This window comes from Mycobacterium sp. 134 (assembly GCF_048282715.1).
GTDB lineage: Bacteria > Actinomycetota > Actinomycetes > Mycobacteriales > Mycobacteriaceae > Mycobacterium > Mycobacterium septicum.
Window position 1 is genome coordinate 288,361 of the sequence record NZ_JBLVUN010000008.1, and the last position, 23,744, is coordinate 312,104.

Genomic DNA, 23,744 nt, shown 5'->3' on the forward strand with positions numbered 1-23,744 from the left:
CTCCACCCAACGACACGACGCCGACGAGCGCCCGTCTGATGCAAGGTGACCTGAATATGGATGAAACACAAAGCAATTCGAATCTTCCTGATCAGATTGCTCCTCACGTGCGCGGCCGGGACACCCAGCCCGCCGGGGCACCGGCGTCGCGCCCCGACCTGACCGTCGCGGAGATGCGCGAATGGCTGCGCAAGGCGGTGGCCACCGCCACGAGCCAGTCGCCCGACGTGATCGACGAGACCACGCCGCTGATCGAGCTGGGCCTGTCCTCGCGCGACGCGGTGGCCATGGCCAGCGACATCGAGGACCTCACCGGCGTCACGCTGACGGCGACGGTGCTCTTCCGGCACCCGACCATCGAGTCGCTGGCCACCGTGATCATCGAGGGCGAGCCCGAGCCCGAGGACACCGGCGACGAAGACTGGTCGCGTGACTCCGACGTCGAGGACATCGCGATCGTCGGCGTCGCCACCCGCTTTCCGGGGGACATGAATTCCCCTGACGAGATGTGGCAGGCGCTGCTGGAAGGCCGCGACGCCATCACGGACCTGCCCGAGGGCCGCTGGGAGGAATTCCTGGCCGAGCCGCGGATCGCCGAGCGCGTCGGCAAGGCCAGCATTCGCGGCGGCTATCTCTCGGACATCAAGGGTTTCGACTCCGAGTTCTTCGCGCTGTCGAAGATGGAGGCCGACAACATCGATCCGCAGCAGCGGATGGCGCTCGAACTGACCTGGCAGGCGCTGGAGCATGCGCGCATCCCGGCGTCGAGCCTGCGCGGCACCAATGTCGCTGTGTACGTAGGTAGTTCAAACAACGACTACCAGTTCCTGGCCCTGATGGACCCGACAGCCGCGCACCCCTACGCGATCACCGGTACCGCCACCTCGATCATCGCCAACCGCGTGTCCTACTTCTACGATTTCCGCGGACCGTCGGTATCGGTCGACACCGCCTGCTCCAGCTCGCTGGTGGCCGCCCACCAGGGCGTGCAGGCGCTGCGCTCCGGCGAGGCCGATGTGGCCATCGTCGGCGGGGTCAACGCCATGATCACCCCGATCGTCACGATCGGTTTCGACGAGGTCGGCGGAGTGCTGGCCCCGGACGGCCGGATCAAGTCGTTCTCCTCCGACGCCAACGGATATGCCCGCTCCGAGGGCGGCGGCATGCTGGTGTTCAAGCGCGTCTCCGATGCCCGCCGCGACGGGGACACCATCCTCGCTGTGATCGCAGGCAGCGCGGTCAACCATGACGGCCGCTCCAACGGCATGCTCGCGCCGAACCCGGACGCGCAGGAAGACGTGCTGCGCAAGGCCTACAAGGACGCCGGGATCAACCCGCGCGACGTCGACTACATCGAGGCGCACGGCACCGGCACCATCCTGGGTGACCCGATCGAGGCCGACGCACTGGGCCGGGTGGTCGGCCGCGGTCGCGATGCAGACAAGCCCGCCCTGCTGGGTGCGGTGAAATCCAATGTGGGACACCTGGAGTCGGCCGCCGGCGCGGCCAGCCTGGCGAAGATGACCCTCTCGCTGCAGCACGACAAGCTGCCCCCGTCGATCAACTACGCGGGGCCCAACCCGTACATCGACTTCGACAAGGAACACCTCAAGGTCAACGACACCGTCTCGGAGTGGCCGCGTTACAGCGGGCATGCCATCACCGGTGTGTCGGGCTTCGGCTTCGGTGGCGCCAACGCCCACCTGGTGCTGCGCGAGGTCTTGCCGTCCGATCTGGTCGAACCGCAGCCGGAACCCGAAGCGGTCGAGGACAAGTCTGATTCCGGCGAGGCCGACGCCGTGTACGTCGGTGGCGTGCGGATGGACGAGTACGGCGAGTTCATCCACGATGAGCCGGAGGTGGACGAATACCCGGCCTACGACGAGGCAACTCACGAGCTGCCCGGCCTGACCGACGAGGCGCTGCGCCTGATCGAGGCGGCGCGTGCGGAACTGGCGGCGGCGGATGCTGCCGAGCCTGCCAAGAAGGTTGTCCCGCTGGCTATTTCGGCATTCCTGACCTCACGCAAGAAGGTCGCCGCGGCGGAGCTGGCGGACTGGATCGACAGCCCTGAGGGGCGCGAGGCCTCCCTGGAATCCATCGGACGCTCGCTGTCGCGCCGCAGCCACGGCCGTTCCCGCGCCGTGGTGCTGGCCCATGACCACGACGAGGCGATCAAGGGCCTGCGGGCGATCGCCGAGGGCAAGCAGCATCCGACGGTGATCTCGTCCGACGGCCCGGTGACCAACGGCCCGGTGTGGGTGCTCGCCGGATTCGGTGCGCAGCACCGCAAGATGGGCAAGAGTCTGTACCTGCGCGAGCCGGTGTTCGCCGAGTGGATCAACAAGGTCGACGCTCACATCCAGGATGAGCGCGGGTACTCGATCGTCGAGCTGATTCTCGATGACGCGATCGACTACACCAACGAGACCTGCGAATACCCGATCGAAGTGGTCCAGACGGTGATCTTCGCCCTCCAGATCGCGCTCGGCGAGTTCCTCAAGGCGCACGGTGCGAAACCCGGTGCGGTGGTCGGACAGTCGCTCGGTGAAGCGGCCGCCGCCTACTTCGCGGGCGGGCTGTCGCTGGCCGACGCCACCCGGACCATCTGCTCGCGCGCGCACCTGATGGGTGAGGGCGAGGCGATGCTGTTCGGCGAGTACATCCGGCTGATGGCGCTCGTGGAGTACTCGGCCGACGAGATCAAGACCGTCTTCGCCGACTACCCGGGCCTCGAGGTGTGTGTCTACGCGGCCCCGACCCAGACCGTCATCGGTGGCCCGCCGGAGCAGATCGACGCGATCATCGCCCGGGCCGAATCCGAGGGCAAATTCGCCCGCAAGCTGCAGACCAAGGGCGCCAGCCACACCCAGCAGATGGACCCGCTGCTCGGTGAGCTGTCCGCCGAAATCCAAGGTATCGAAGCGCATCCGCTGACCACGGGCTACTTCTCGACCGTGCACGAGGGCAAGTTCATCCGGGCCGGCGCCGAGCCGATCCACGATGTGGAGTACTGGAAGAAGGGGCTGCGGCACAGCGTCTACTTCACCCACGGCATCCGCAACGCGGTGGACAACGGTCACACCACGTTCCTTGAGCTGGCGCCGAACCCGGTGGCGCTCATGCAGGTTGGGTTGACGACGGCCTCCGCTGGACTTCATGACGCACAGCTCATCGCGACCCTGGCCCGCAAGCAGGACGAGGTCGAGTCGATGGTTACGGCCATGTCCCACCTGTTCGTGCACGGCCATGAGCTGGACTTCCGGACCCTGTTCCCGCGCAAGTCCAGCGGGTTGGCCGGCGCCCTGGACTTCGCGAACATCCCGGCCACCCGGTTCAAGCGCAAGCAGCACTGGCTGGACGCCCAGTTCACGGCGGACAGCTCGGCAGTGATGCCCGGCAACCACGTCGCGACACCCGACGGCAAGCACGTCTGGGAGTTCGTGCCGAAGGGTGCCGCTGACTTCGCCGCACTGGTGAAAGCGGCGGCCGCGCAGGTGCTTCCGGATGCCAAGCTGACTGCCTCCGAGCAGCGTGCGGTGGCCGCCGATGGCTCGCGCCTGGTCACCACGCTGACCCGGCACCCGGGTGGCGCCTCGGTGCAGGTGCACGCCCGCATCGAGGAGTCCTTCACCCTGGTCTACGACGCGATCGTGACCCGCGGTGGCGCCCCGGCAGCGCTGCCGACCGCGGTCGGCGCCGCCGGCGTGGTCGCCGAGCAGGTTTCGGCCGCCCCGGCTGCGGTGGCTGAGCCCGAGGTCGAGGACGACGCGGCGATTCTGTCCGACAACCTGACCAAGGGCGCCAATCTCGGTGCGGGCTTTGCCAAGTGGTCACCGGATTCGGGCGAGACCATCGCACAGCGACTCGGCACCATCGTCGGCGGTGCCATGGGCTACGAGCCCGAGGACCTGCCGTGGGAGGTGCCGCTGATCGAGCTGGGCCTGGATTCCCTGATGGCGGTGCGGATCAAGAACCGGGTCGAATACGACTTCGACCTGCCGCCGATCCAGCTGACCGCGGTGCGCGACGCCAACCTGTACAACGTCGAGGATCTCATCAAGTACGCGATCGAGCACCGCGACGAGGTGGATCAGATCGCCGAGTCCCAGAAGGGCAAGACGGCCGAGGAGATCGCTGCGGAGCAGTCCGAACTCCTGGGCGGTGCCTCCACGGTCGCCGAGCTCGAGGCCAAGCTGGCCGATGCCGGTCATCCGTTGGCGGAGAAGACCTCCGAAGACAGCGCTGAAGCTGCTGAAGTTGCCGAAGCTGCGCCCGCACTGGACATCCCGGCGCCGCCCAGCGATCCGTCGGGACCTGCGATCCCGGCCGCTGGCGATTTGCCGGTTCCACCGGCGCCGTCCGATCCGTCCGGACCCAGCAAGGCCACCGCGGCTGCCGCCGCTGCCAAGGTGCTCACTCAGGAAGCGGTCACCGAGGCGCTCGGCGCCGACGTGCCACCGCGTGACGCCGCCGAGCGCGTCACGTTCGCGACCTGGGCCATCGTCACCGGCAAGTCGCCGGGCGGCATCTTCAACGAGCTGCCGTTCGTCGATGTCGAGACGGCGACCAAGCTGTCCGAGCGGCTCTCCGAGCGGGCCGAGGGCACTGTCTCGGTCGAGCAGGTGCGCTCGGCGAGGAACATCGAAGAGCTGTCCACGATCGTGCGCGATCAGCTCGAAGAGGGCGTGGTCGACGGATTCGTCCGTACCCTGCGGGCCCCCGGCGAAAACTCTGCGGGTGCCTCGAAGGTTCCTTTGTTCGTGTTCCACCCGGCCGGCGGATCGACCGTCGTCTACGAGCCGTTGATGAAGCGGCTTCCGGCCGACACTCCGATCTACGGCATCGAGCGGGTCGAGGGTTCCATCGAGGAGCGCGCCGCCGAGTACGTGCCCAAGCTGCTGGAGATGCACAAGGGCCCGTTCGTCCTGGCCGGCTGGTCGCTGGGCGGGGCGCTGGCCTACGCGTGCGCGATCGGCCTGAAGCAGGCCGGTGCCGATGTCCGGTTCGTCGGCCTGATCGACTGTGTTCGCCCCGGCGAGCCGATCGACCAGACCCAGGCGGGGATGCGTGCACGTTGGGACCGCTACGCGCGGTTCGCCGAGCGCACCTTCAACGTCGAGGTTCCGGCGATTCCTTACGAGGAGCTCGAGAAGCTCGACGACGAGGGCCAGGTCAAGTTCGTGCTGGAGGTCGTCGCGCAGAGCGGCGTGCAGATCCCCGGCGGGATCATCGAACACCAGCGCACGTCCTACCTGGACAATCGCGCGCTGGACACCATCGAGATCCAGCCGTACGACGGGCACGTCACGCTCTACATGGCCGACCGCTACCACGATGACGCGATCGTGTTCGAGCCCGCGTATGCGACCCGCCAGCCCGACGGTGGCTGGGGCGAGGCCGCCCCGGACCTGGAGGTCGTGCACATCGGGGGCGAGCACATTCAGGCCATCGACGAGCCGTACATTGCCAAAGTCGGTGCTCACATGAGCGAGGCGATCAACCGTATCGAAGCGGAGAGCGAGAGCAAGTGACGAACAAGACCACGGCCGAACTGCTGGCCGAGCTCCGCGAGAAGCTGGAACTGGCTGCCGATCCGGGCGATGAGAAGGCCAAGGCCCGCCGGGACAAGAAGGGCATCCCTTCTGCCCGGGCCAGGATTCACTCACTGCTCGATCCGGGCAGCTTCCTCGAGATCGGTGCGCTGGCGCGCACTCCCGGTGACCCCAACGCGCTCTTCGGCGACGGCGTGGTGACCGGCCACGGCACCATCAACGGACGCCCGGTCGGTGTGTTCAGCCACGACCAGACGGTGTTCCAGGGTTCGGTCGGCGAGATGTTCGGCCGCAAGGTGGCCAAGCTCATGGAGTGGGTGGCGATGGTGGGCTGCCCGATCATCGGCATCAACGACTCGGCCGGTGCCCGCATCCAGGACGCGGTGACGTCGCTGGCCTGGTACGCCGAGCTGGGCCGCCGCCACGAAATGCTGCGCGGTCTGGTCCCGGAGATCTCGATCATTCTGGGCAAGTGCGCCGGCGGTGCGGTGTACTCGCCGATCCAGACGGATCTGCTGGTGGCAGTGCGCGATCAGGGCTACATGTTCATCACCGGGCCCGACGTGATCAAGGACGTCACCGGCGAGGACGTGACGTTCGACGAACTCGGCGGCGCCGACGTACAGGCCCAGCGCGGCAACATCCACAAGGTTGTCGAGGACGAAGCGGCGGCGTTCCAGTACGTCCGCGACTACCTTTCGTTCCTGCCCGCCAACCACTTCGACGACGCGCCGATCGTGAATCCGGGTCTGGAACCCGAGATCACCCCGCACGATCTGGAGCTGGACGCGATCGTCCCGGACGCCGACAACACGTCCTACGACATGCACGAGATCCTGCTGCGGATCTTCGACGACGGTGACATCTTCGAGATCGCCGAGCAGCGTGGCCCGGCCATGATCACCGCGTTCGCCCGGGTGGACGGCCGCCCGGTCGGTGTGATCGCCAATCAGCCGATGCACCTGTCCGGCGTGGTGGACACCGATGCCTCCGACAAGGCCGCCAGCTTCATCCGGTTCTGCGACTCCTTCAACCTGCCTTTGGTTTTCGTCGTGGACACCCCCGGCGCCATGCCGGGCTTCGCCGAGGAAGAGAAGGGGATCATCAAGCGCGGCGGCCGGTTCTTCAACGCGATCGTCGAGGCCGATGTGCCGAAGGTGACCATCATCGTCCGCAAGGCCTACGGCGGCGGGTATGCGGTGATGGGTTCCAAGCAGCTGTCCGCGGACCTGAACTTCGCCTGGCCGACCGCGCGTATCGCGGTGATCGGTGCCGAGGGTGCGGCGCAGCTGTTGGTCAAGCGGTTCCCGGATCCGACCGCGCCCGAGGTGCAGAAGATCCGTGCCGACTTCATCGAGGGATACAACCTCAATCTGGCCACTCCGTGGATCGCGGCCGAGCGGGGCTACATCGACGGGGTGATCCAGCCGCACGAGACCCGGCTGCTGCTGCGTAAGTCTCTGCATCTGTTGCGGGACAAGCAGAACATGCCCAAGGTCCAGCGCAAGCACGGCCTGACCCCGATCTGATCGTCGGTCAGGGGCCGGACAACACGGCGGTTCCGTACCGCCGGCACAACAGCAGGGCCAGTTCGACGTCGAGTCGATCGTCGTCGACTGGCCTGCCGCGGCGCTCTTCGGCGCGCCCGACGCGGTATTTGACCGAGTTGAAGTGCAGGTTGAGCTTCTCGCCGGCGGACTTGTAGCTGGCGCCGTCGTGCAGGTAGACCCGCAGGGTTTCGCGCAGCCGGGCGTCGTTGGCGGTATCCGAGGCCAGTGCGCCCAGCGTCTCCGACACGAATTCCCGTGCATCGTCCAGGTTTTCAGCGATCAAAGCCGCGGCCGCCAGTCCCGGGTCGCCGGCGGCGATGACCCCGTCGGTGCCGGCGGCGAGTGCCACACCACGGGCCTTCATGGCCTGGCGGTGCGATCTACGGAAGCCTTCGACACCGTACAAGGGCGTGCCGAGCGCGACGGCGGGTGAGGCCGACCGTGCGGTGAGGTGAGTGCGGACGGCGTCGACCGCCGCATCCGCCGCGGCCGAGGTCAACGGTATCCACCCCCATCCGGTGTTGCGGTCGGCCGCCACGAACAGCGGACTGCCTTGTGGCCCGAGAACATCGGCGATTTCCCGCAGCACCGCCTCCAGCCGGCCGAGCCCGTCTTCGTGTTCCGAATCGGCGGGCCACCACAGCACGATGGCCAGATGCGTGCGCTGTACGGGGTATCGCAGTGCCGCGGTGAGCGCTTCCGGATCGGAGGCCGGGGCTGACGCCGGGGCCTCGAGCACTTCACGTACCCGCAGCGCCCGGGCACTGTTCTGGTTGGTCAGCCATCGGTCACGCTCCTCCTCGTAGACCACCACCACCTGCTGGCTGATCCAGTCGATGTAGCGGAACGACACCGAGGTGATGCGCTCGAACACCGCCAGCCCGATCCGCGCGTCCAGTCCGGCGGCGTTGACCTCCTCGGACGCGGCGTCGATCACCAGCGAGTGGCCCAGGCGGTAGGCCCGCACCAGCGCGTCCATCGGGACACCGCGCTGGGCCACGCGGCGGGCGTACTCCAAGGCCGCGGTGGGCGGTTCGATGTTGTCGAGCGGTATGTCGTGGCGAAGGGCGTTGAAGATGGTCTCGACATTGCCCGCGACGCTGGCCCCGAGGAGTTGCACAAGCTCCCTGTCCCCACGCAATTGCGTGATGTTGCTGGCCAGGGCCTGTTGCACGAAGTGGCTCACCGTGACCTGACGGGCCATCAACCGGTCCATCACCTCGGCGGAAGCGGTGGCGACCGCGGGATCCATGCGCTGACCCTAGATCGCATTTTTGTCTCCCGGCAACAAATCGTCGGGTCGACTTCATCTCCCCGCGATGGTGTGGCGGCGACCACAAAATACCTACCGTCGTGACATGAACCTCGCCTCCTTGCCAGACCTTCGGTCCGCGGCGGCTCCACAGGCCCCCGCCGTCGCCGACGACGCTCTCGATTACGACAATGCCGCCTTTCTCGGTGCGGTGACGCGGGCCGCAAACGCACTGCGTTCGGCCGGTGTGGGGCCCGATGACGTCGTCGCAGTCAGGCTCCCCAACCGCGCCGAATTCGTCGTGGTGCTGTTCGCGGCCTGGCGCCTGGGTGCCGCCGTCACGCCGATCAGTCCGACCCTGGTGCCCGCCGAGATGGCCTATCAGGTTGCCGACGCCGGGTCCAAGGTGCTCGTCGTCGATGACGACACCGAGGCGCAGGTGCCGGTCCTGACACTCGGCGACCTGGCCGCCGGGACACCGGAACCGGTCGCGCCCGACGGCAATGCCGATGACACGCTGGCCCTGCTGATCTACACCAGCGGCACCACCGGCAGGCCCAAGGGCGTCATGCTCGATCACGCCAATGTCAACGCCATGTGCGACATGGTGATCCAGGGCTTCGAGCTCACCGCGGCCGACCACAGCCTGCTGATCCTGCCGCTCTTCCACGTCAACGCCATCGTGGTCAGCGCGCTGTCCCCGCTGATCGCCGGTGGTCGGACCACCATCGCTGGCCGGTTCAACCCGGTCACGTTCTTCGACCGGGTCGAAACTACCCGCGCCACTTACTTTTCCGCGGTACCGACGATCTACACCATGCTCGTCGGACTGCCCGGCACCGTGGCGCCGGACACCAGCTCGGTGCGGTTCGCGGTGTGCGGCGCGGCGCCGGCCAGCGTCGAACTCCTGGATCGGTTCGAGCGGCGGTACGGCATCGGGATCATCGAAGGCTACGGCTTGTCGGAAGGATCCTGCGCCAGCACCGGCAATCCGCTGCACGGCAAGCGCAAGGCGGGAACCGTCGGCGTGCCGTTGCCCGGTCAGGAGATCCGCATCGTCGACAGCTCCGGCGCGATCCTCCCGCAAGGAAGGGTCGGTGAAGTGATCATCAAGGGTCCCAACGTGATGCGCGGCTATCTCAACCGCCCGGAGGAGACCGCCGGCACCGTGGTCGACGGCTGGTTGCACACCGGGGATCTTGGCAGGTTCGACGAGGATGGCTATCTGGTGCTGGTGGACCGGGCCAAGGACATGATCATCCGCGGTGGGGAGAACATCTACCCCAAGGAGATCGAGACGGTCGTCCACCGGCTGCCCGAGATCGCCGAGGCTGCCGTCGTGGGACGCGCCGATCCGGTGTACGGCGAGGAACCGGTGCTGTTCGCCGCTCTGCACCCCGGCACCGACTTGGACGTCGATGTCATTGCCGGCCATCTCCGCGCTGCGCTGTCGAAATACAAGCTGCCCGTGGCGATCACGATTCTCCCGGAGCTGCCCAAGAACCCTGTCGGCAAGATCGACAAGCCGTCGCTGCGCAAAGCCCTCGCTGTCGTCGCCCCGCAAAACTAACCTGATCCCACCGAAGGAGCTCATCATGGGATTCGTCAAACCAACCCTGCCCGAGGGCGACCTCGAAGAATTTCTGCGGCTCCCCCTCATGGAGCGGATCCGGGTCATGACCGTCAAGTGGGCTGACCACGGCCTCGGCGTACCCCGGATGATTCACGTTCTCTACATCGTCAAGCTGGTCTTCTTCTATGCGCTGGGCGGGGTGGCCATCGCGACCGTGACCTCCGATCTGCCTGCCTTCTGGCATGTCTCGGGCTGGTGGAACCAGCCGATCGTGTACCAGAAGGTGATCCTGTGGACCATCCTGCTCGAACTCCTCGGGCTCGCCGGGTCGTGGGGCCCACTTGCCGGCAAGACCAAACCGATGACCGGCGGCTACCGATTCTGGGCCAAGATCAACACGATTCGGCTGCGGCCCTGGAAAGCGGTGCCGTTCACCAACGGTGACCGGCGCACCTGGTTCGACGTGATCGTCTATCTGGCGTTGCTGGTTGCCGTCGTGGCGGCACTGGTTGCTCCCGGCGTGCACAGTGATTCGCTGTCGGCTGTGCTGCCGGACAATGATTCGGGCCTGGTGAATCCGGCACTGCTGATCGTGCCGATGCTGCTGCTGGTCGTGATCGGGTTGCGGGACAAGACCATTTTCCTGGCTGCCCGCGGTGAGCAGTACCTGCCCGCGCTGTTGTTCTTCGCCACGCTGCCGTTCGTCGACATGATCATCGCCGGCAAGCTCCTGATCGGAACCGTGTGGATCTGGGCCGGCATCTCCAAGTTCGGCCTGCATTTCACCAATGTCATCCCGCCGATGGTGAGCAACAGCCCGACGCTTCCGGTCAAGTGGCTCAAGCGCGCCCACTACCGCAACTTCCCGGACGACCTGCGGCCGTCGCACCTGGCCACCTTCATGGCGCATGGTCCGGGCAGTTTCGTCGAGATCGTCGCGCCGGTGACGCTGCTGCTCTCACCGTGGCCGTGGCTGACCTTCGGTGCGGCCGCTGTCATGGTGTGCTTCCACCTGTTCATCATCTCGACGTTCCCGCTCGCGGTGCCGGTGGAATGGAACGTGCTGTTCGCCTATGCCACCGTCTTCCTGTTCCTCGGCTTCCCGAACTGGCAGGGCTACGCGATCTGGGACATGTCATCGCCGTGGCTCACCGTTGCGCTGCTGATCGGGTTGTGCTTCTTCCCGGTGCTGGGCAATCTGCGGCCCGACCTGGTGTCCTTCCTGCCTGCCATGCGGCAGTACGCAGGCAACTGGGCCTCTGCGGTGTGGACCTTCACGCCCGGTGCCGAGCAGAAACTGAACCGCGTGACCCGGTCGGCGCCCAACACGGTCGACCAGTACATCAACTTCGGGTGGGATCCGGTCGACGCCGAGGTTTTCACGCAGCAGGTCACCGCATGGCGGGCCCTGCACAGCCAGGGCCGCGGGCTGTATTCGGTTCTCCTGAAATCACTCCCGGATATCGATACCCGCACGGTGCGGGAGGGGGAGATGTCGTGCAACACGATCATCGGTTTCAACTTCGGTGACGGCCACCTGCACAATGAGGACCTGATCGCTGCGATCCAGGCTGAGGCTCAGTTCGAGCCGGGTGAGTTTGTGATTGCATGGGTGGAGTCCCAGCCGATCCACAAGAAGACCCAGGAGTACAAGTTGATCGACGCGGCCCTCGGGGTGATCGAACGGGGAACCTGGAACGTGTCGGACCTCGTCGACGAACAGCCCTGGCTGCCCAATGGGCCGATCCCGCTGAACGTCACCTGGCAGCAGCGGACCCGGGTCAACCAGTGAGTACCGCGGTCGTGGTCGGTGCCGGGCCGAACGGGCTCGCGGCCGCCATCACGCTGGCGTCGGCCGGTGTGGACGTCACCGTGCTGGAGGCCGACGACGCGATCGGCGGCGGGGTGCGCTCGTCGAGCCGGACCCTCGTGGATGGTTTCCCCGACGGCCTCGTTGTCGACCACTGCTCGGCCATCCATCCGATGGCGGTCGGTTCGCCTTTCCTGAACGGTCTCGGGCTGGAACGCCATGGACTGCAGTGGAAATGGCCCGAGATCGATTGTGCGCATCCGCTCGACGACGGTGATGCCGGCCTGCTGTACCGCAGCGTCGACGACACCGCGGCGGCGCTCGGCGCGGACGGCGGTCGATGGCGGCGGGTCTTCGGCAGGCCGTCGGCCAAGTTCGACACCCTGTCGCAAGACATCATGGGGCCGCTGCTGCGGGTGCCGAAGCATCCGCTGACGCTGGCCCGGTTCGGCGTGCCGACGGTGCTGCCGGCCTCGGCATTCGCCCGGCTGTTCGGTACCGAGGCGGCCCGGGCATTGTTCGGCGGCGTTGCGGCACATACCTTCCGGCCCCTGCACTATCCGCTGACGTCGGCGATCGGTCTCGGCATCATCACGGCGGGGCACCGGCACGGTTGGGCGGTGGCTCAGGGCGGTTCGCAGGCCATCACCGATGCGCTGGCGGCGGTGCTCGCGGAGTTGGACGTCAAGGTGGAGACCGGTGTTCGGGTCACCTCCGCGGCGCAGCTCCCGCCGGCCGACGTGACGATGTTCGATCTCGCACCCACGGCGGTCGCCGACATCCTCGGGGACCGGTTGCCCAGGCGGGTGGCCCGTGGCCTGGGTGGATTCCGCTACGGTCCAGGGGCATTCAAGGTCGACTTCGCATTGCACGGTCCCGTGCCGTGGAAGAACCCCGCGGTCGGCGGTGCCGGGACGGTGCATCTGGGCGGTGACTTCGGTGAGATCGCCGCGACCGAGCGGGAGATCCAGGCCGGCCGGATGCCGCGGCGGCCGTTCGTGCTCGTCGGTCAGCAGTATGTGGCCGATCCGGGGCGTTCGGTCGGCGACATCAACCCGGTGTACTCGTATGCCCATGTGCCACACGGCTATACCGGCGATGCGACGGAGGCGATCATCGGCCAGTTCGAGCGGTTCGCGCCCGGGTTCCGCGACCGGATCGTCGGGATGGCGGTGCGCTCTACGACCGAGATGTCGGTGTACAACGCGAACTACGTCGGCGGGGACATCTGTACGGGTGCCAAGGACATCCGGCAGTTGGTGTTCGGCCCGCGGACTACGCTGCAGCCCTACCGAATTGGTGTTCCCGGCATGTACCTGTGCTCGGCGGCGACGCCACCGGGACCCGGCGCGCACGGCATGTGCGGTGCCAACGCCGCTGCGGTCGCGCTCTCCGCCCTGGCGCGGTGAGTCTGGTGAAGTTTGCGACAGGCCATCGACACACATTCCTACTCACAAGCGTGTAATTCACAAACGTACGGTGTGATCAGCGGCAATATTGGGCCCGTCGAAAACCATCCACAAGTTGTCCACAGGTCATCGGCGTTGGCTGGATTCCCGCCGCTGTGTGGGGGTCCGGTCACGGCTACGATTCCATCCGTGCCCGGCCTGGCGGATCATCCTGCGGTGACGGTTGCCGCCGGTGCGGCAGCAACCGTCGTCGGTGGCGCGGTATCGGCCTACCGGGGCGTCGAGGGACTGCCGGTCGTCGGAGGCTGGTTGCGGCGGGCGAGGACGGATCTGGCGGCCCGCGGGGAGCAGGTCATCGCCGCGGGCGTCGAACCGGTCAAGACGGCGGTCAGCGCGATCGCCGTGCAGATCGTGGACCGGGTGCTCGACGAACTCGACCTCAACGAGTTGGTACGGGAACGGGTCGATCTGATCGGCTTGGCCAACGAGGTGGTAGATGGCATTGACCTGCCGGCCATCATCCGGCAGTCCACCGAGTCGGTCACCACGGAAGTCATGGCTGATGTGCGAACGCAGGGCGAGCGTGCGGACGACGTGGTGTCCGGGTTCGTAGATCGGCTGCTCGGCCGTGAGCGGGACCTGAGTTGACCTCCGCTGGTTCGGCCGACGAGCCGCCGCGCGCCGCGGGCATCGTCAGTCGTGGCATCGCCGCGGTGATCGACCTCGTGGTCGTCGGCGTCGTGCTCGGTGCCCTGTATCTGGGGCTGGTGCTGGCCCGACTGATGTTCAACCCCACCGCATTCAGCCTTCCCACGCTGAGCGTGGTGTTCTCGACCGCGGTGATGTTCGGCGTCGCGGTGCTGTATCTGACCGGGTGCTGGGCGGTGTCGGGCTGCACGGCCGGGGCGGTGACGATGGGCCTGCGCGTGACGGCGGTCCGTGCCAACCGGCTGTCTCCGGTGGTCGCGTTCTTGCGGGCGGTCGCCTATGTCCTGTTTCCGGTGGGCCTGCTCTGGGTGGCCGTCGATGCCAGACGAAGGTCGTTGCAGGACATCGTGTTCAGCAGCAGGGTGGTCTACGCCAAGCCGTGAGCCGCCCCGCGCTGCGTCAGGCCCGCGATGAAGATTACGAGCAGCCCGGCCACGGTGGCTTCGAAATCGGTGACCATCGTGTTGCGCCCGGCCGGTCCCGGGGTGGTCCACGCCCATGCCGTGCCGGTGAATGCGTGGACGGCTGCCGTCAGGGAGCGGAGTTGATCATCGGACAACGGCAGCGACGGCTGTAGCGCCGTGCCGAGCCGCTGCTGGGCATCCTGGGCCTGAGTCGCCAAAACGGCCAGATCGTCCGGGCCGAGCCGGCTGATGAGCGCGGGCGAGGCCGCGATCAGGTCGCACAGCACGGGTCGCGCGGCCAGCGTGCGGGCCAGTGCCGCAGCCGGAGCGGCGGTGTGGAGTTCGGCCGCCAGTGCATCGATCCAGCGCAGGTGCTCGTCGTACATCACCCGCAGCAGTAGCGCTTCGCGGGAGCCGACGTACCGCAGGATGCCCGACTTGGCCAGGCCGGCAGCGGCGGCCACGTCGCCCAGCGTCAGCGTCGCGGCGCGCGTCTGCGCCAGGCACTCCCTCGTCGCTGTCACCAATCCGGACAGCCGGTCCTGGCGCTGCGCCTCGCTGCGTGCCCGGGTGAATGATGGGGCGGATTCCGGCATCCTGAAATAATAGAACATTGTTCTGTTAAAGTCGCGAACCGTGAACCGCTACGAATGCGTCATTCGGCGCCACACCACGGCCTCGCCAAATACCCTGTTCGCCATCGTCTCCGACGGATCCCGGTGGTCCGAGTGGGCCTCGCCCCTGATTCCCTACTCGGCCTGGGAATCCCGCGGCCCGGCCGGCGACGGTGGGGTCGGGGCGATCCGTGCTGTGGGCACCCGGAAGAAGCCGACCCGCGAGATGACCACCATCCACGAACCAGACCACCGGCACGGCTACACCATGCTCGCCGACGGCCCGATCCGCGACTATCAGGCCGAGGTGACGTTCACCGGGGTCTCCGGTGGAACAGAGGTGGCCTGGCGAGGTGGGTACCAGACCCGTTGGCGCGTGGTCGGATCGGCCTACTGGCTCGTCCTCCGCGTGGTGCTCGGGACGTTGTCGCGCAAGCTCGTCCTGGCGGCTGAAAAGCGCTCCTAGGTCAGCCGGAGCCGGTCGGACTCGGCCCGGTGGGCGTCCAGTTGCTCGCGGGAGTAGTGCGTGCGCCATCCTGGCTGGCCGAAGCGGCGCCGCAGGGTGAAATAGGCCGGCCCGAAACGTCCGGAGAGCGACCGCGGCATCGCCCGCCAGAAGGCGGCGTGCAACCGGCGTTCGATGAGGTCGACGCGCGTGGTCCGTAGGCCCATCTCGGCGTGGAACTTCTCCGGCACCCCGGCCAGCACCCCGACGCGGAGAGTGCGGGTCAAGGGCAGGGAGATCAAGCGCCACAACGGTATCGGCACCAGGCCCCAGCCACGCGGCTTCGGTGGATACAGCGCGTGGTCGACGATGAACTGAACCTGAGGATTGACCTGCAGGGTGTCCTCGACGATGGGCTGCCAGTAGGTAACGAAGTCGTCGTAGGTGTCCGGCAAGTTGCGAACACCGAACCTGCGCCCCACCTCGTTCAGCCCGCGGTACGCCTCCTGGCGTTCCCGGTCGTCGCGGAACAGCCGGAACTCATCGGCGATGTCCAAGCCGCCCTTGAGGATCGAACCCCAGGTCCAGTTCCACATGTCCTTGTTCCACGCATGATAGGCGGTGCCGTCGGGCATGGAACCGGCGATCGGGCGGTGCAGTTCATGCAATCCGTGTGCCACGTCGTCGCTTTCGGGGCCGGCGAACACGATGCCCATCACCATTTCGTAGGTGCTGATCAGCCGTCGGGATGCGGCCTGAAGTGTGGGCAGGTCCTCGGTTCCGTTCAGTGCACGGTCCTTCTCGCTGAGCACGTGGGCGATCCTGGGGTACAGCGTCGGCATGATCAGCGCAGGGACGTTGGCGTAGAGCAGTACCAGCGGGTGGGCGCTGACCCAATGGCCGACCGTGCCCGGCGCCAGTGGGTCGTCGGTTGCCCCGGCGGAGGTCACTGCGGGGCGGCGCGTCTCGGCATCGGCATCGACGTCGGGCAGCTGTGACACAACGAACTCCTCATCGTCGTTATAGAGAAAACGACCGTCTTCTCAATTGGGCCGACGATAGCACCGCAGGATGCGGATCGGTCAAATGAAGAGGGTCAGCCCATGCGTTCGTCGGCGGTCAGGAAGATCCGCCCCAGCAGTTCCATTGCAGGTGAGGTGATGTCGAGCAAGCTGGACGCGGGTTCGGAACCCAGATGTTGGACGACCAGCTCGTTGACGGCGCCGAGGGCACCGATCAGCAGAATCTCATCGCCTGGCGCCGGCATGGGATCGGGCCGGCCGGCCCGCGGACCCGGCGTAGCCCGTCGACGAGAACGGACGCGAAATCGCGCAAGCCCTGGGTGCGGCGCTCCCGGATCCGGTCGGTGGAGGCCACCGCCTCAACCACCAGACTCTGGGTGAATGCGGGGTTGGCGGCGAGAGTGGCCAGATACGTCCGCAGTCCGGCTTCGACCGCGGCTTTGGCCGTCGTGACAGACGTGGATGCCACCCGCATCCGTTCCACGACGATGTCCACCGCAGCGTAGGTCGCGAGGAACGCGACCTCCTTGTCGGCGTACAGCTCGTAGAACGTCTTGGTGGAAATGCCGGCACGCGAGGCGATCTCACGCACGCTCGCCCCGGCGTACCCGCGTTCGGCCACCACTTCGACGGTCGCCACCCGAACCCGCGTCTCCTGAGAGTGACGCACCTCGGCTCGGGACAGCCCATGCCGGTGCCGCGGCAGTGCGCCGAGGCTGTCGTCCCGGCTGAGCTCGCGGATCTGATCCGCGGGCGCCGGGGACTCGCCATGGTTGGGATCGGTCACGATTACGGCTTGATACGGATCCGGCCCGGCTTGTAGAGACCGGAATGTGTCGCTGTCCCAAGCTCGATCGTCGCGGGAACCGCATCGACGATGGTGTCGAACTTGCGCAGCGAACCCCAGTCGCGGCCCCAGTCCTTGTTCAGGTAGGTGGCCATCACGTGCTGGCGCAGCAGCAGGTCACTGATGCCCAGCAGGCCGCCGTTGATGCCGTCCTCCCAGGTGTCGGTGTCCTTCATCTTGGCGTTGTAGTCCGGGGTGATCCGGAACTTCGGCACCTCGGTGACTCCGTTGGCGTGCAGCATTGGCTGCTGGCACGGGAAGGCCAGGCCCACAGCCCAGTCCATCAGCACGGGCTGCTGTGAGCCGATGTACTCCTGCACGGTCTTGACCTGGGGCACGCGGGGCGGCGTGACCGCGATCCAGTCGCCGAGGCTCAGCGACTTGTCCTCGGCGATGACCCGGACGAACGTTGCGTCGGCCGGAATCTCGCTGCGGTCGAACCGCAGGTTGCGCCATGACGGGATCGGTCCGAGGTCGTAGGGCGTCACCCGTCCGGCCGGCACCGCTGCACCGTCGGGCCCGGGCCGTCCGTATTCGAGCTGGACCGTCTGGCCTTCGGTGCGACCGTTGAAAATGCTGTTGCCGGTGATGGTTCCGGCCGCGGTGACGACGACCAGCGGATGGGCGGCGTCGGGGGCGGGCAGCTGGTACCAGGCCGAGGCCAGCTTGCTCTCCTGCTGTGCCGGGCCTTCGACGTAGCTGCCGGCCAGTGGAACCCGGGCCGGGTCCAGCCCGTAGGGCAGCGGCACCGTCGATCCGTTGATGCCGGGGGTGTCCAGCTTGGCGTCCGCGTTCCAGTCCGCGTCGATGCCCGGCATCGGCACGGTGATCCGGATCGCCTCGGCGACAATGTGGTCCGGCACCCCGTTCGGGGTGAACCCGGTCGGTGCGGTGCCGCCGAGTGGCCCCAGCGGCCCATAGTCGCCCGGCGCCGGGGTCAGGAACCCGTCGTTGGTGTCGGGTTCGACGAGCACATCGTCGGCCAGGCCGCAACCACCGGCGAAAGCTCGCAGGTTCGACGACGCGTTGGAGTAGGTGCCGTCCTGGCGCACCACGCCGTAGAGCATCGAACCGACGAAGACCACCACCATGAACCCGGCCGCTATCGGCACCGGTGCGGCGGTCAGTGCCCGTGCCAGTCGGCCCTCGGCCGAGGGCCGCAGATGCAGCCAGTACGCCCACAGGGCGGTGACGGCGAAGAGCGCGAAGAAGATGGCGCTCACCGTGATTCCGCCGATGTTGGGCTTGTCGTTGTTGAACGGCACGCCGTAGCTGGACACGTACCACCAGCCGTTGGTGGTGGCGAAGCACAGGGCCAGCACGAACAACACGGCAGACGTGAACGCCATCCGGTTGCGCGCCGAACGCAGTACCGCGGGCCCGGCGACGACGGTGACCACCGCGGCCATGGCCGCACCCACCGCGGCGAACAGGCCGAAGTGGTGCACCCACTTGGTGGGGGTGAACATCAGGCAGAACATGGTGGCGAAGATGATGCCCATCAGCCGCCATACCGGCCCGCGGGCCACACCGGGAATCCGCTTGCGCCGCAACATGATGAACAGCGAGGCGAACAGGCTCAGCGCGGTGATGATGAAGCCGAACCGGCGCGACAGCGAGCCGTCGACGGTCGGCAGGATCAGGTAGTAGTAGCGCAGGTTCTCGGTGTACCACTCCTGGCTCGGGCCGATCGCGGTGCGAATCCTGGTCGCCTCCAACACCGTTGCCAGCGTCTGGTCGGCGAAGACCACGGTCAGGATCACCGTGCCCGCGGCCAGCAGCGGCAGCACCAGCGGCCACACGCCGAGCGTGCGGCCACGGCGCACCAGGATGCGCAGCAGCGGACGACCACCGGCGAGCAGCGCGGCGACGGCGATCAGGCCGGTCGGCTGGATGCCGAGGGTGAAGGCCGCGGAGATGATCGCCATGGCGGCGGGGGTGAGCCGTCCGGAGATGATGGCCCGTTCGATCAGCACGTAGGTGATCAGTGCGCCGGTGGCGATCTGGCCCTCGGGACGCAGCCCGTTGTTGAACGGCATCCAGGCCGCCATCAGAACCAGGCCCGCAGCCCACAGCGCGGGCTTGGAGGCGATGACTGCGGGCCCGAGGCGGGGCAGCACCTCACGCGACAGGAGCAGCCAGCACACCAGCGCACAGATCAGGTCGGGCAGCCGCATCCAGATGCTGGCGTCGCTGACATGGGTCATCAGGGCCAGCAGGTTGTAGAACCAGCCGAACGGATCCTCGGGGCTGCCGAACCAGCGGAAGTAGTTCGACATGTAGCCGGCGTGGTCGGCCACCCGTGCCATCTGCAGGATGTAGCCGTCGTCCGACGAGTTCGCCCCGATCACGTGCCAGGTCAGGAACCCGCCGACCACCACCACATCGACGGCGCTGAACGTGCGCCAGCGGGTGGGGATCAGGTGGTGCATCCGCCGTCCGTCGAGCCGGTCCAACTTCCACAGCGCCAGCACCGCGACCACCGTGGCCGCGATGCCGAGCAGCATCGCCACCAGCTTGAGCGGGGTGGGCTTGGAAGTGAACCGGGTGTCGATCGTGGCCGACAGGGAAAGCCCTTGCGGGGCAGGTCCGCTCAGTTCGGTGAAGACACCGACGATCTGCGGCCGCAGGTTCGGGTCGGCGAAGCCGGTGCGCAGCTCCTTGCCGTCGGTGCCGGTGAGGCCGACGAAGGTGGCGAAGGTTCCCGCGTCCGACGACGTGATCTCGATGCGTTCACAGGCAGGCGAACTGACCTTGTCCCGCGTCACGCTCGCGATCACCACGTTGCGGTCGGTGATGTCGACGCGCTTGCTGTTGACGTTGACGAACAGCGCGTTGAGGGCGGCCTGCCTGCCCTCCTTGGGTGCGGTGCCCAGCACCAGGCCACCCTCGGGCGGCATCGACCGGATCACCTCACAGGGCACCGTCACCGACATCGTGACCGGCGTCTGGGTGATCAGCGGTGCGGTGACGCTGTTCATCTGACCGGCCTGAGGCCAGTTCAGCGTGGCGGTGGTCTGCACCACCGGCAGCAGCGGTGTGGCCACCGCGCACAGGAAGCCGATCAGGCCGGCGATCATCGCGACCCAGCGGGTCACCTGAACGTTCTTGTCGGCGGCGTGTTCACGCACGGTCACGGTCATGGCAGGGCTCGGATCGGTCCGGGCCGGCTGAAGCCGAACACTCGCTGGGTTCCTTCATCGATGTTGGCGACGGGCGCCTGCCCGGCCGGCACCACCGGGTCGTATTTCTCGATCGAGCCCCAGTCCCGGTACCAGTCGTCACGCAGATACGTCGGGATGGTCGACGTGCGCAGCAGCGCCTGGATGAAGAGGAAGGGACCACCCTTCTGGGCGGACTGCCACATGTTCGACGACACCACCACTTGCTTGACGTTGGGAAGGATGCGGTACTCCGGCAGCTCGGCCACACCGAGCCGTTCGGAGAACGGGCGCTGGCAGGGGAAATTCGCGGCGGTCGCGATATCCATCAGCACCGGGGTCTGTGCGCCCAGGAACTGCTGCGCGGTCTGCAGGGTCGGCACCCGCGGCGGGGTGAAGCCGAACCACTGGTCATCCGAGAGGTTCGGATCGTCGGCGACGATCCTGGCCACGTTGGCCTCCGGCGGCGCCCAGGCCAGCGGGAAACGCAGGTTGCGCCAGGCGTATTGGGCGAACACGTCGATCGGTTGCACGGCGTCGAGGGCCTGGAAGCTGCCGTCGGGACGGTGCACGCCCCACTGCAGTTTCAGCGACTGGCCGTAGTGGAACTCGTGCTCCTCGTCGTAGTACCAGATGGCGCCGGCGGCGGCGACTGTCACCAGCGGCCGGTCCGCGGTGCGTGGCGGCAGCTGGTACCAGGCCGAGGTGGCTTTGGCCGCGACGGTGTTCTCCTTGTAGCTGCCCATCACGGGGGTGCGCGCGGGGTCCAGGCCGAACGGCAGGTACACCCGGGAACCGTTGACGCCGACGGGTCCGTAGCCGCCGCCGGTGCCGGCGGCGTAGGCGATGCCGACGTTGGGCTTGTTGGGCGATCCGTCGGAGTTCACCGTGCCGGGGTTGGCGACGACCGGTTTCGGCGGTTCGAGGGTGTCGCTGATTCCGTTGGGGGTGAATCCGACCGGGTTCTCGCCGCCCAGCGGGCCGTACTCGCCGTAGGTCTGGCCTTCGACCGGTTGCAGCATGCCGGCGTTGGTGTCGGCCTCGACCAGGATGTCGTCGGCCATGGCGCAACTGTTGGACGACAGTCCCGAGGTCAGCGCCGAGACGTTGGCCTTGGCGGTGGTGTAGACGGGGTAGCGCTGGACGAAGCCCTTGGCCATCGACCCGACTTCGAGCACCACCATGATGGTCGCGACCACCAGCAGCGGCGTCGACGCCAGTGCCCGGTTGCGCCGGGTGTTGGCCACTTCGGTGTGCCCGGCGTAGTCGATCCGGAAGTGCAACCAGCCGGCCAGCACCGCGGTGACGATCGCCAGGGCCAGGAAGATGGTGGTCACCGGGAATCCGGCGATCACCGGTTGCCGGTCGAACCAGGGCACGCCGTAGTTGCCGACGTAGAACCAGCCGTTGATGCCGGAGGTGGCCCAGGCGAGCACGAACAGCAGCGCCGTGACGTAGAGGGCCAGGTTGCGTCGGCTGTGCAGGCCCACCAGGGCGAAGGCGAACGCCGTCACCGCCCCGAGCGCTGCTGCCAGCCCGGCGAAGGCGCCGAACTGCACGGCCCACTTGGTCGGGGTGAAGTGCAGCAGCAGCAGGCCGATCGCGGTGGTGCCGATCAGCCGCCAGACCGGGCCGCTGGCCAGCCCGGGCACCCGGCCCTTGCGCAGCAGCACTGCGATCATGCCGAACAGGCACAGCATCATGGTCAGCACCGCGAACCGTCGGGTCAGCGAGCTGTCGACGGAGTCTTCGACCGTGAGGAAGTAGTAGCGCAGGAATTCCTGGTACCAGGAGATGGTCGGGCCGACGGTGTATTTGATCCGGGCCGATTCGGCGACGCTGGCCAGGGTCTGGTCGCGGAACACGACGACGAACACCAGGGCGGCCGATCCGGCGAGCGCGGCCACCGCGGGCAGGGCGATGCGGCGGCTGCGGATGATGCCGACGACGCTGCGGGCACCGACCAGCAGGGGAGCCAGCGCGATGATTCCCTGGGGGGCCAGCGTCACGCTGAACGCCGCGACGATGATCGCCAGGCAGGTCGGCCAGATTCGGCGGGTGGCGATCGTGTTCTCGATCAGCGCCCACACCGCGAGCACGCCGAAGGCGATCAGCGGTTCTGGCCGCAGGCCGTTGTTGAACGGGAACCAGGCGGCCAGGAAGACCGCGCCCGCGGTCCACATGGTGACGCTGTTGCGCGCGACGCGATGTCCGAGCCGGGGGATCACCCAGCGGCTGAGCAACAGCCACGTGCCGATGCCGGCCAGGGTGGCGGGCACCCGCATCCAGACGCCGGCCGTGCTGATCGCCGCGAACTGGGCCAGCACCGACTGGTACCAGTCGAACGGGGCCTCGGTGGCGCCGAAGTAGCGGAAGTAGTTGGCGGTGTAGCCGGCGTCGGCCGATACTCGCGCGATGGTCAGGTTGTAGCCGTCGTCCGACGAGATGGCGCCGATGACGTGCCACAGCAGCAGGCCGCCGATGACGCCGATGTCAGCGATCCAGGTTCCGACGGGGACCTTGACGAAGCGTCTCCATGCCCCGCCGACACGGTGTCCTCCGCGCCGGTCGAGGACGGCCAGCGCGATGATCGAGGCCACCACGCACACCACGCCGAGCGCCATCACCAGCAGTTTCAGCGGGGTGGGTGAGGTGATGAAGCGGGTGTCGATGTCGACGCGGGCGCTCAACCCGGGCTGTGGTGCCACCTTCAGGTCGGTGAACAGCCCGGCGACCTGTGGCTTCTTCTCCACGGCCGCGGTGCCGGTGGCACCGGGGATGCCGACGAAGTCCGCGCCGACGCCGCCGAGGTTCGCCCACAGATGCAGGGCGCTGCAGCCGCCCGCGTTGATCGCCGCACGGGGGGCGACGGCGGCCACCGAGTCGCGGAACGCCACGACCACGGTGTCGGCGTTGGCTCGCACGAACAGCCCGTTGCGGCTGGCGTCGATGCCACCCGAGGGGATCGTCGAGAACACCAGGCCGCCCTGGGCGGGCAGGGTCGCGATCGCCGAGCACGGGATGGACACGTCGAGCGACTGCGGGGCGCCCGACACCAGCGGGGCCGTCACCGCGGTGACGTTTCCTCCGGCGTCGGTCCCCTGCGGCCACAGGATGGTCGCGGTGGTCTGTTTGACGGGCAGCAGCGGCACCAGCGCGCACAGCACCACACCCGCGATGCCCGCGACGATGGCGATCAGGCGTGCGATGCCCACAACACGGTCGGTTGGCTCATCGGAAGGCACGAGGCTCGATGTTATGCGACCCGTATGTGAGCCCCGGTTCTCCGTCGCCCTTTTGGTGAGTGTGTGTGTGAACTTCTAATCAAGCAGCCTCACCGAGACGGCGCAGGGCCTGTGCGGCGGATTGCTGCTTGATGGTGACTGCAATCCGC

General features: G+C 67.4%; 15 protein-coding genes. 8 read left to right on the forward strand and 7 right to left on the reverse strand.

Annotated features, from left to right (window positions below; genetic code table 11):
• Positions 1-56: 56 nt before the first annotated feature.
• The gene (gene pks13 / locus ACNQVK_RS06260) at positions 57-5,534 is read left to right on the forward strand and encodes a polyketide synthase Pks13 (RefSeq protein WP_418028834.1); all 5,478 of its coding nucleotides are present in this window, start codon (positions 57-59) and stop codon (positions 5,532-5,534) included.
• A complete protein-coding gene (locus ACNQVK_RS06265) occupies positions 5,531-7,084 on the forward strand; it encodes an acyl-CoA carboxylase subunit beta (protein ID WP_418028835.1) in 1,554 nt (517 codons plus the stop codon). Before pks13 ends, ACNQVK_RS06265 begins: the two co-directional genes overlap by 4 nt.
• Positions 7,085-7,091: 7 nt before the next feature.
• Here the strand turns inward: ACNQVK_RS06265 and ACNQVK_RS06270 are convergent, their stop codons facing one another.
• Complete coding sequence (locus ACNQVK_RS06270; RefSeq protein WP_418028836.1) at positions 7,092-8,357, reverse strand: PucR family transcriptional regulator; 1,266 nt, start codon at positions 8,355-8,357, stop codon at positions 7,092-7,094.
• A gap of 106 nt (positions 8,358-8,463) precedes the next feature.
• Here ACNQVK_RS06270 and ACNQVK_RS06275 point away from each other — a divergent pair, with 106 nt between their 5' ends.
• From ACNQVK_RS06275 to ACNQVK_RS06295, 5 genes are all read left to right on the forward strand, one after another.
• Positions 8,464-9,927, forward strand: a complete 1,464-nt coding sequence (locus tag ACNQVK_RS06275) for a class I adenylate-forming enzyme family protein (protein ID WP_418028837.1) — start codon at positions 8,464-8,466, stop codon at positions 9,925-9,927.
• 25 nt (positions 9,928-9,952) lie between these two features.
• A complete protein-coding gene (locus ACNQVK_RS06280) occupies positions 9,953-11,722 on the forward strand; it encodes a DUF3556 domain-containing protein (RefSeq protein WP_418028838.1) in 1,770 nt (589 codons plus the stop codon).
• Positions 11,719-13,149: a phytoene desaturase family protein gene (locus ACNQVK_RS06285; protein WP_418028839.1), complete on the forward strand. Its 1,431-nt coding sequence runs from the start codon at positions 11,719-11,721 to the stop codon at positions 13,147-13,149. Before ACNQVK_RS06280 ends, ACNQVK_RS06285 begins: the two co-directional genes overlap by 4 nt.
• Before the next feature lie 189 nt (positions 13,150-13,338).
• Positions 13,339-13,797 (forward strand): hypothetical protein, encoded by a 459-nt coding sequence (locus ACNQVK_RS06290; protein WP_418028840.1) that lies wholly within the window; start codon positions 13,339-13,341, stop codon positions 13,795-13,797.
• Positions 13,794-14,240: an RDD family protein gene (locus ACNQVK_RS06295; RefSeq protein WP_418028841.1), complete on the forward strand. Its 447-nt coding sequence runs from the start codon at positions 13,794-13,796 to the stop codon at positions 14,238-14,240. The genes ACNQVK_RS06290 and ACNQVK_RS06295 overlap by 4 nt, the downstream gene beginning before the upstream one ends.
• Here the strand turns inward: ACNQVK_RS06295 and ACNQVK_RS06300 are convergent.
• On the reverse strand, positions 14,225-14,857 hold the full coding sequence (locus tag ACNQVK_RS06300; protein WP_418028842.1) for a TetR/AcrR family transcriptional regulator: 633 nt from the start codon (positions 14,855-14,857) through the stop codon (positions 14,225-14,227). The two genes, ACNQVK_RS06295 and ACNQVK_RS06300, sit on opposite strands and share 16 nt — an antisense overlap.
• Before the next feature lie 40 nt (positions 14,858-14,897).
• Here ACNQVK_RS06300 and ACNQVK_RS06305 point away from each other — a divergent pair, with 40 nt between their 5' ends.
• Positions 14,898-15,341 carry an SRPBCC family protein gene (locus tag ACNQVK_RS06305; protein ID WP_418028843.1) on the forward strand — a complete coding sequence of 148 codons (444 nt, stop codon included), beginning with the start codon at positions 14,898-14,900 and terminating at the stop codon, positions 15,339-15,341.
• Here ACNQVK_RS06305 and ACNQVK_RS06310 read toward each other — a convergent pair.
• The 5 genes from ACNQVK_RS06310 to ACNQVK_RS06330 all read right to left on the reverse strand — a co-directional run bounded on the left by ACNQVK_RS06310 (position 15,338) and on the right by ACNQVK_RS06330 (position 23,595).
• A complete protein-coding gene (locus tag ACNQVK_RS06310) occupies positions 15,338-16,321 on the reverse strand; it encodes an oxygenase MpaB family protein (protein ID WP_418028844.1) in 984 nt (327 codons plus the stop codon). The two genes, ACNQVK_RS06305 and ACNQVK_RS06310, sit on opposite strands and share 4 nt — an antisense overlap.
• Before the next feature lie 95 nt (positions 16,322-16,416).
• Complete coding sequence (locus tag ACNQVK_RS06315; RefSeq protein WP_418028845.1) at positions 16,417-16,587, reverse strand: hypothetical protein; 171 nt, start codon at positions 16,585-16,587, stop codon at positions 16,417-16,419.
• The gene (locus ACNQVK_RS06320; RefSeq protein WP_418028846.1) at positions 16,557-17,129 is read right to left on the reverse strand and encodes a TetR/AcrR family transcriptional regulator; all 573 of its coding nucleotides are present in this window, start codon (positions 17,127-17,129) and stop codon (positions 16,557-16,559) included. The genes ACNQVK_RS06315 and ACNQVK_RS06320 overlap by 31 nt, the downstream gene beginning before the upstream one ends.
• 2 nt (positions 17,130-17,131) lie before the next feature.
• On the reverse strand, positions 17,132-20,332 hold the full coding sequence (locus ACNQVK_RS06325) for an arabinosyltransferase domain-containing protein (protein ID WP_418028847.1): 3,201 nt from the start codon (positions 20,330-20,332) through the stop codon (positions 17,132-17,134).
• Complete coding sequence (locus tag ACNQVK_RS06330) at positions 20,329-23,595, reverse strand: arabinosyltransferase domain-containing protein (RefSeq protein WP_418028848.1); 3,267 nt, start codon at positions 23,593-23,595, stop codon at positions 20,329-20,331. Before ACNQVK_RS06330 ends, ACNQVK_RS06325 begins: the two co-directional genes overlap by 4 nt.
• Positions 23,596-23,744: the final 149 nt, after the last annotated feature.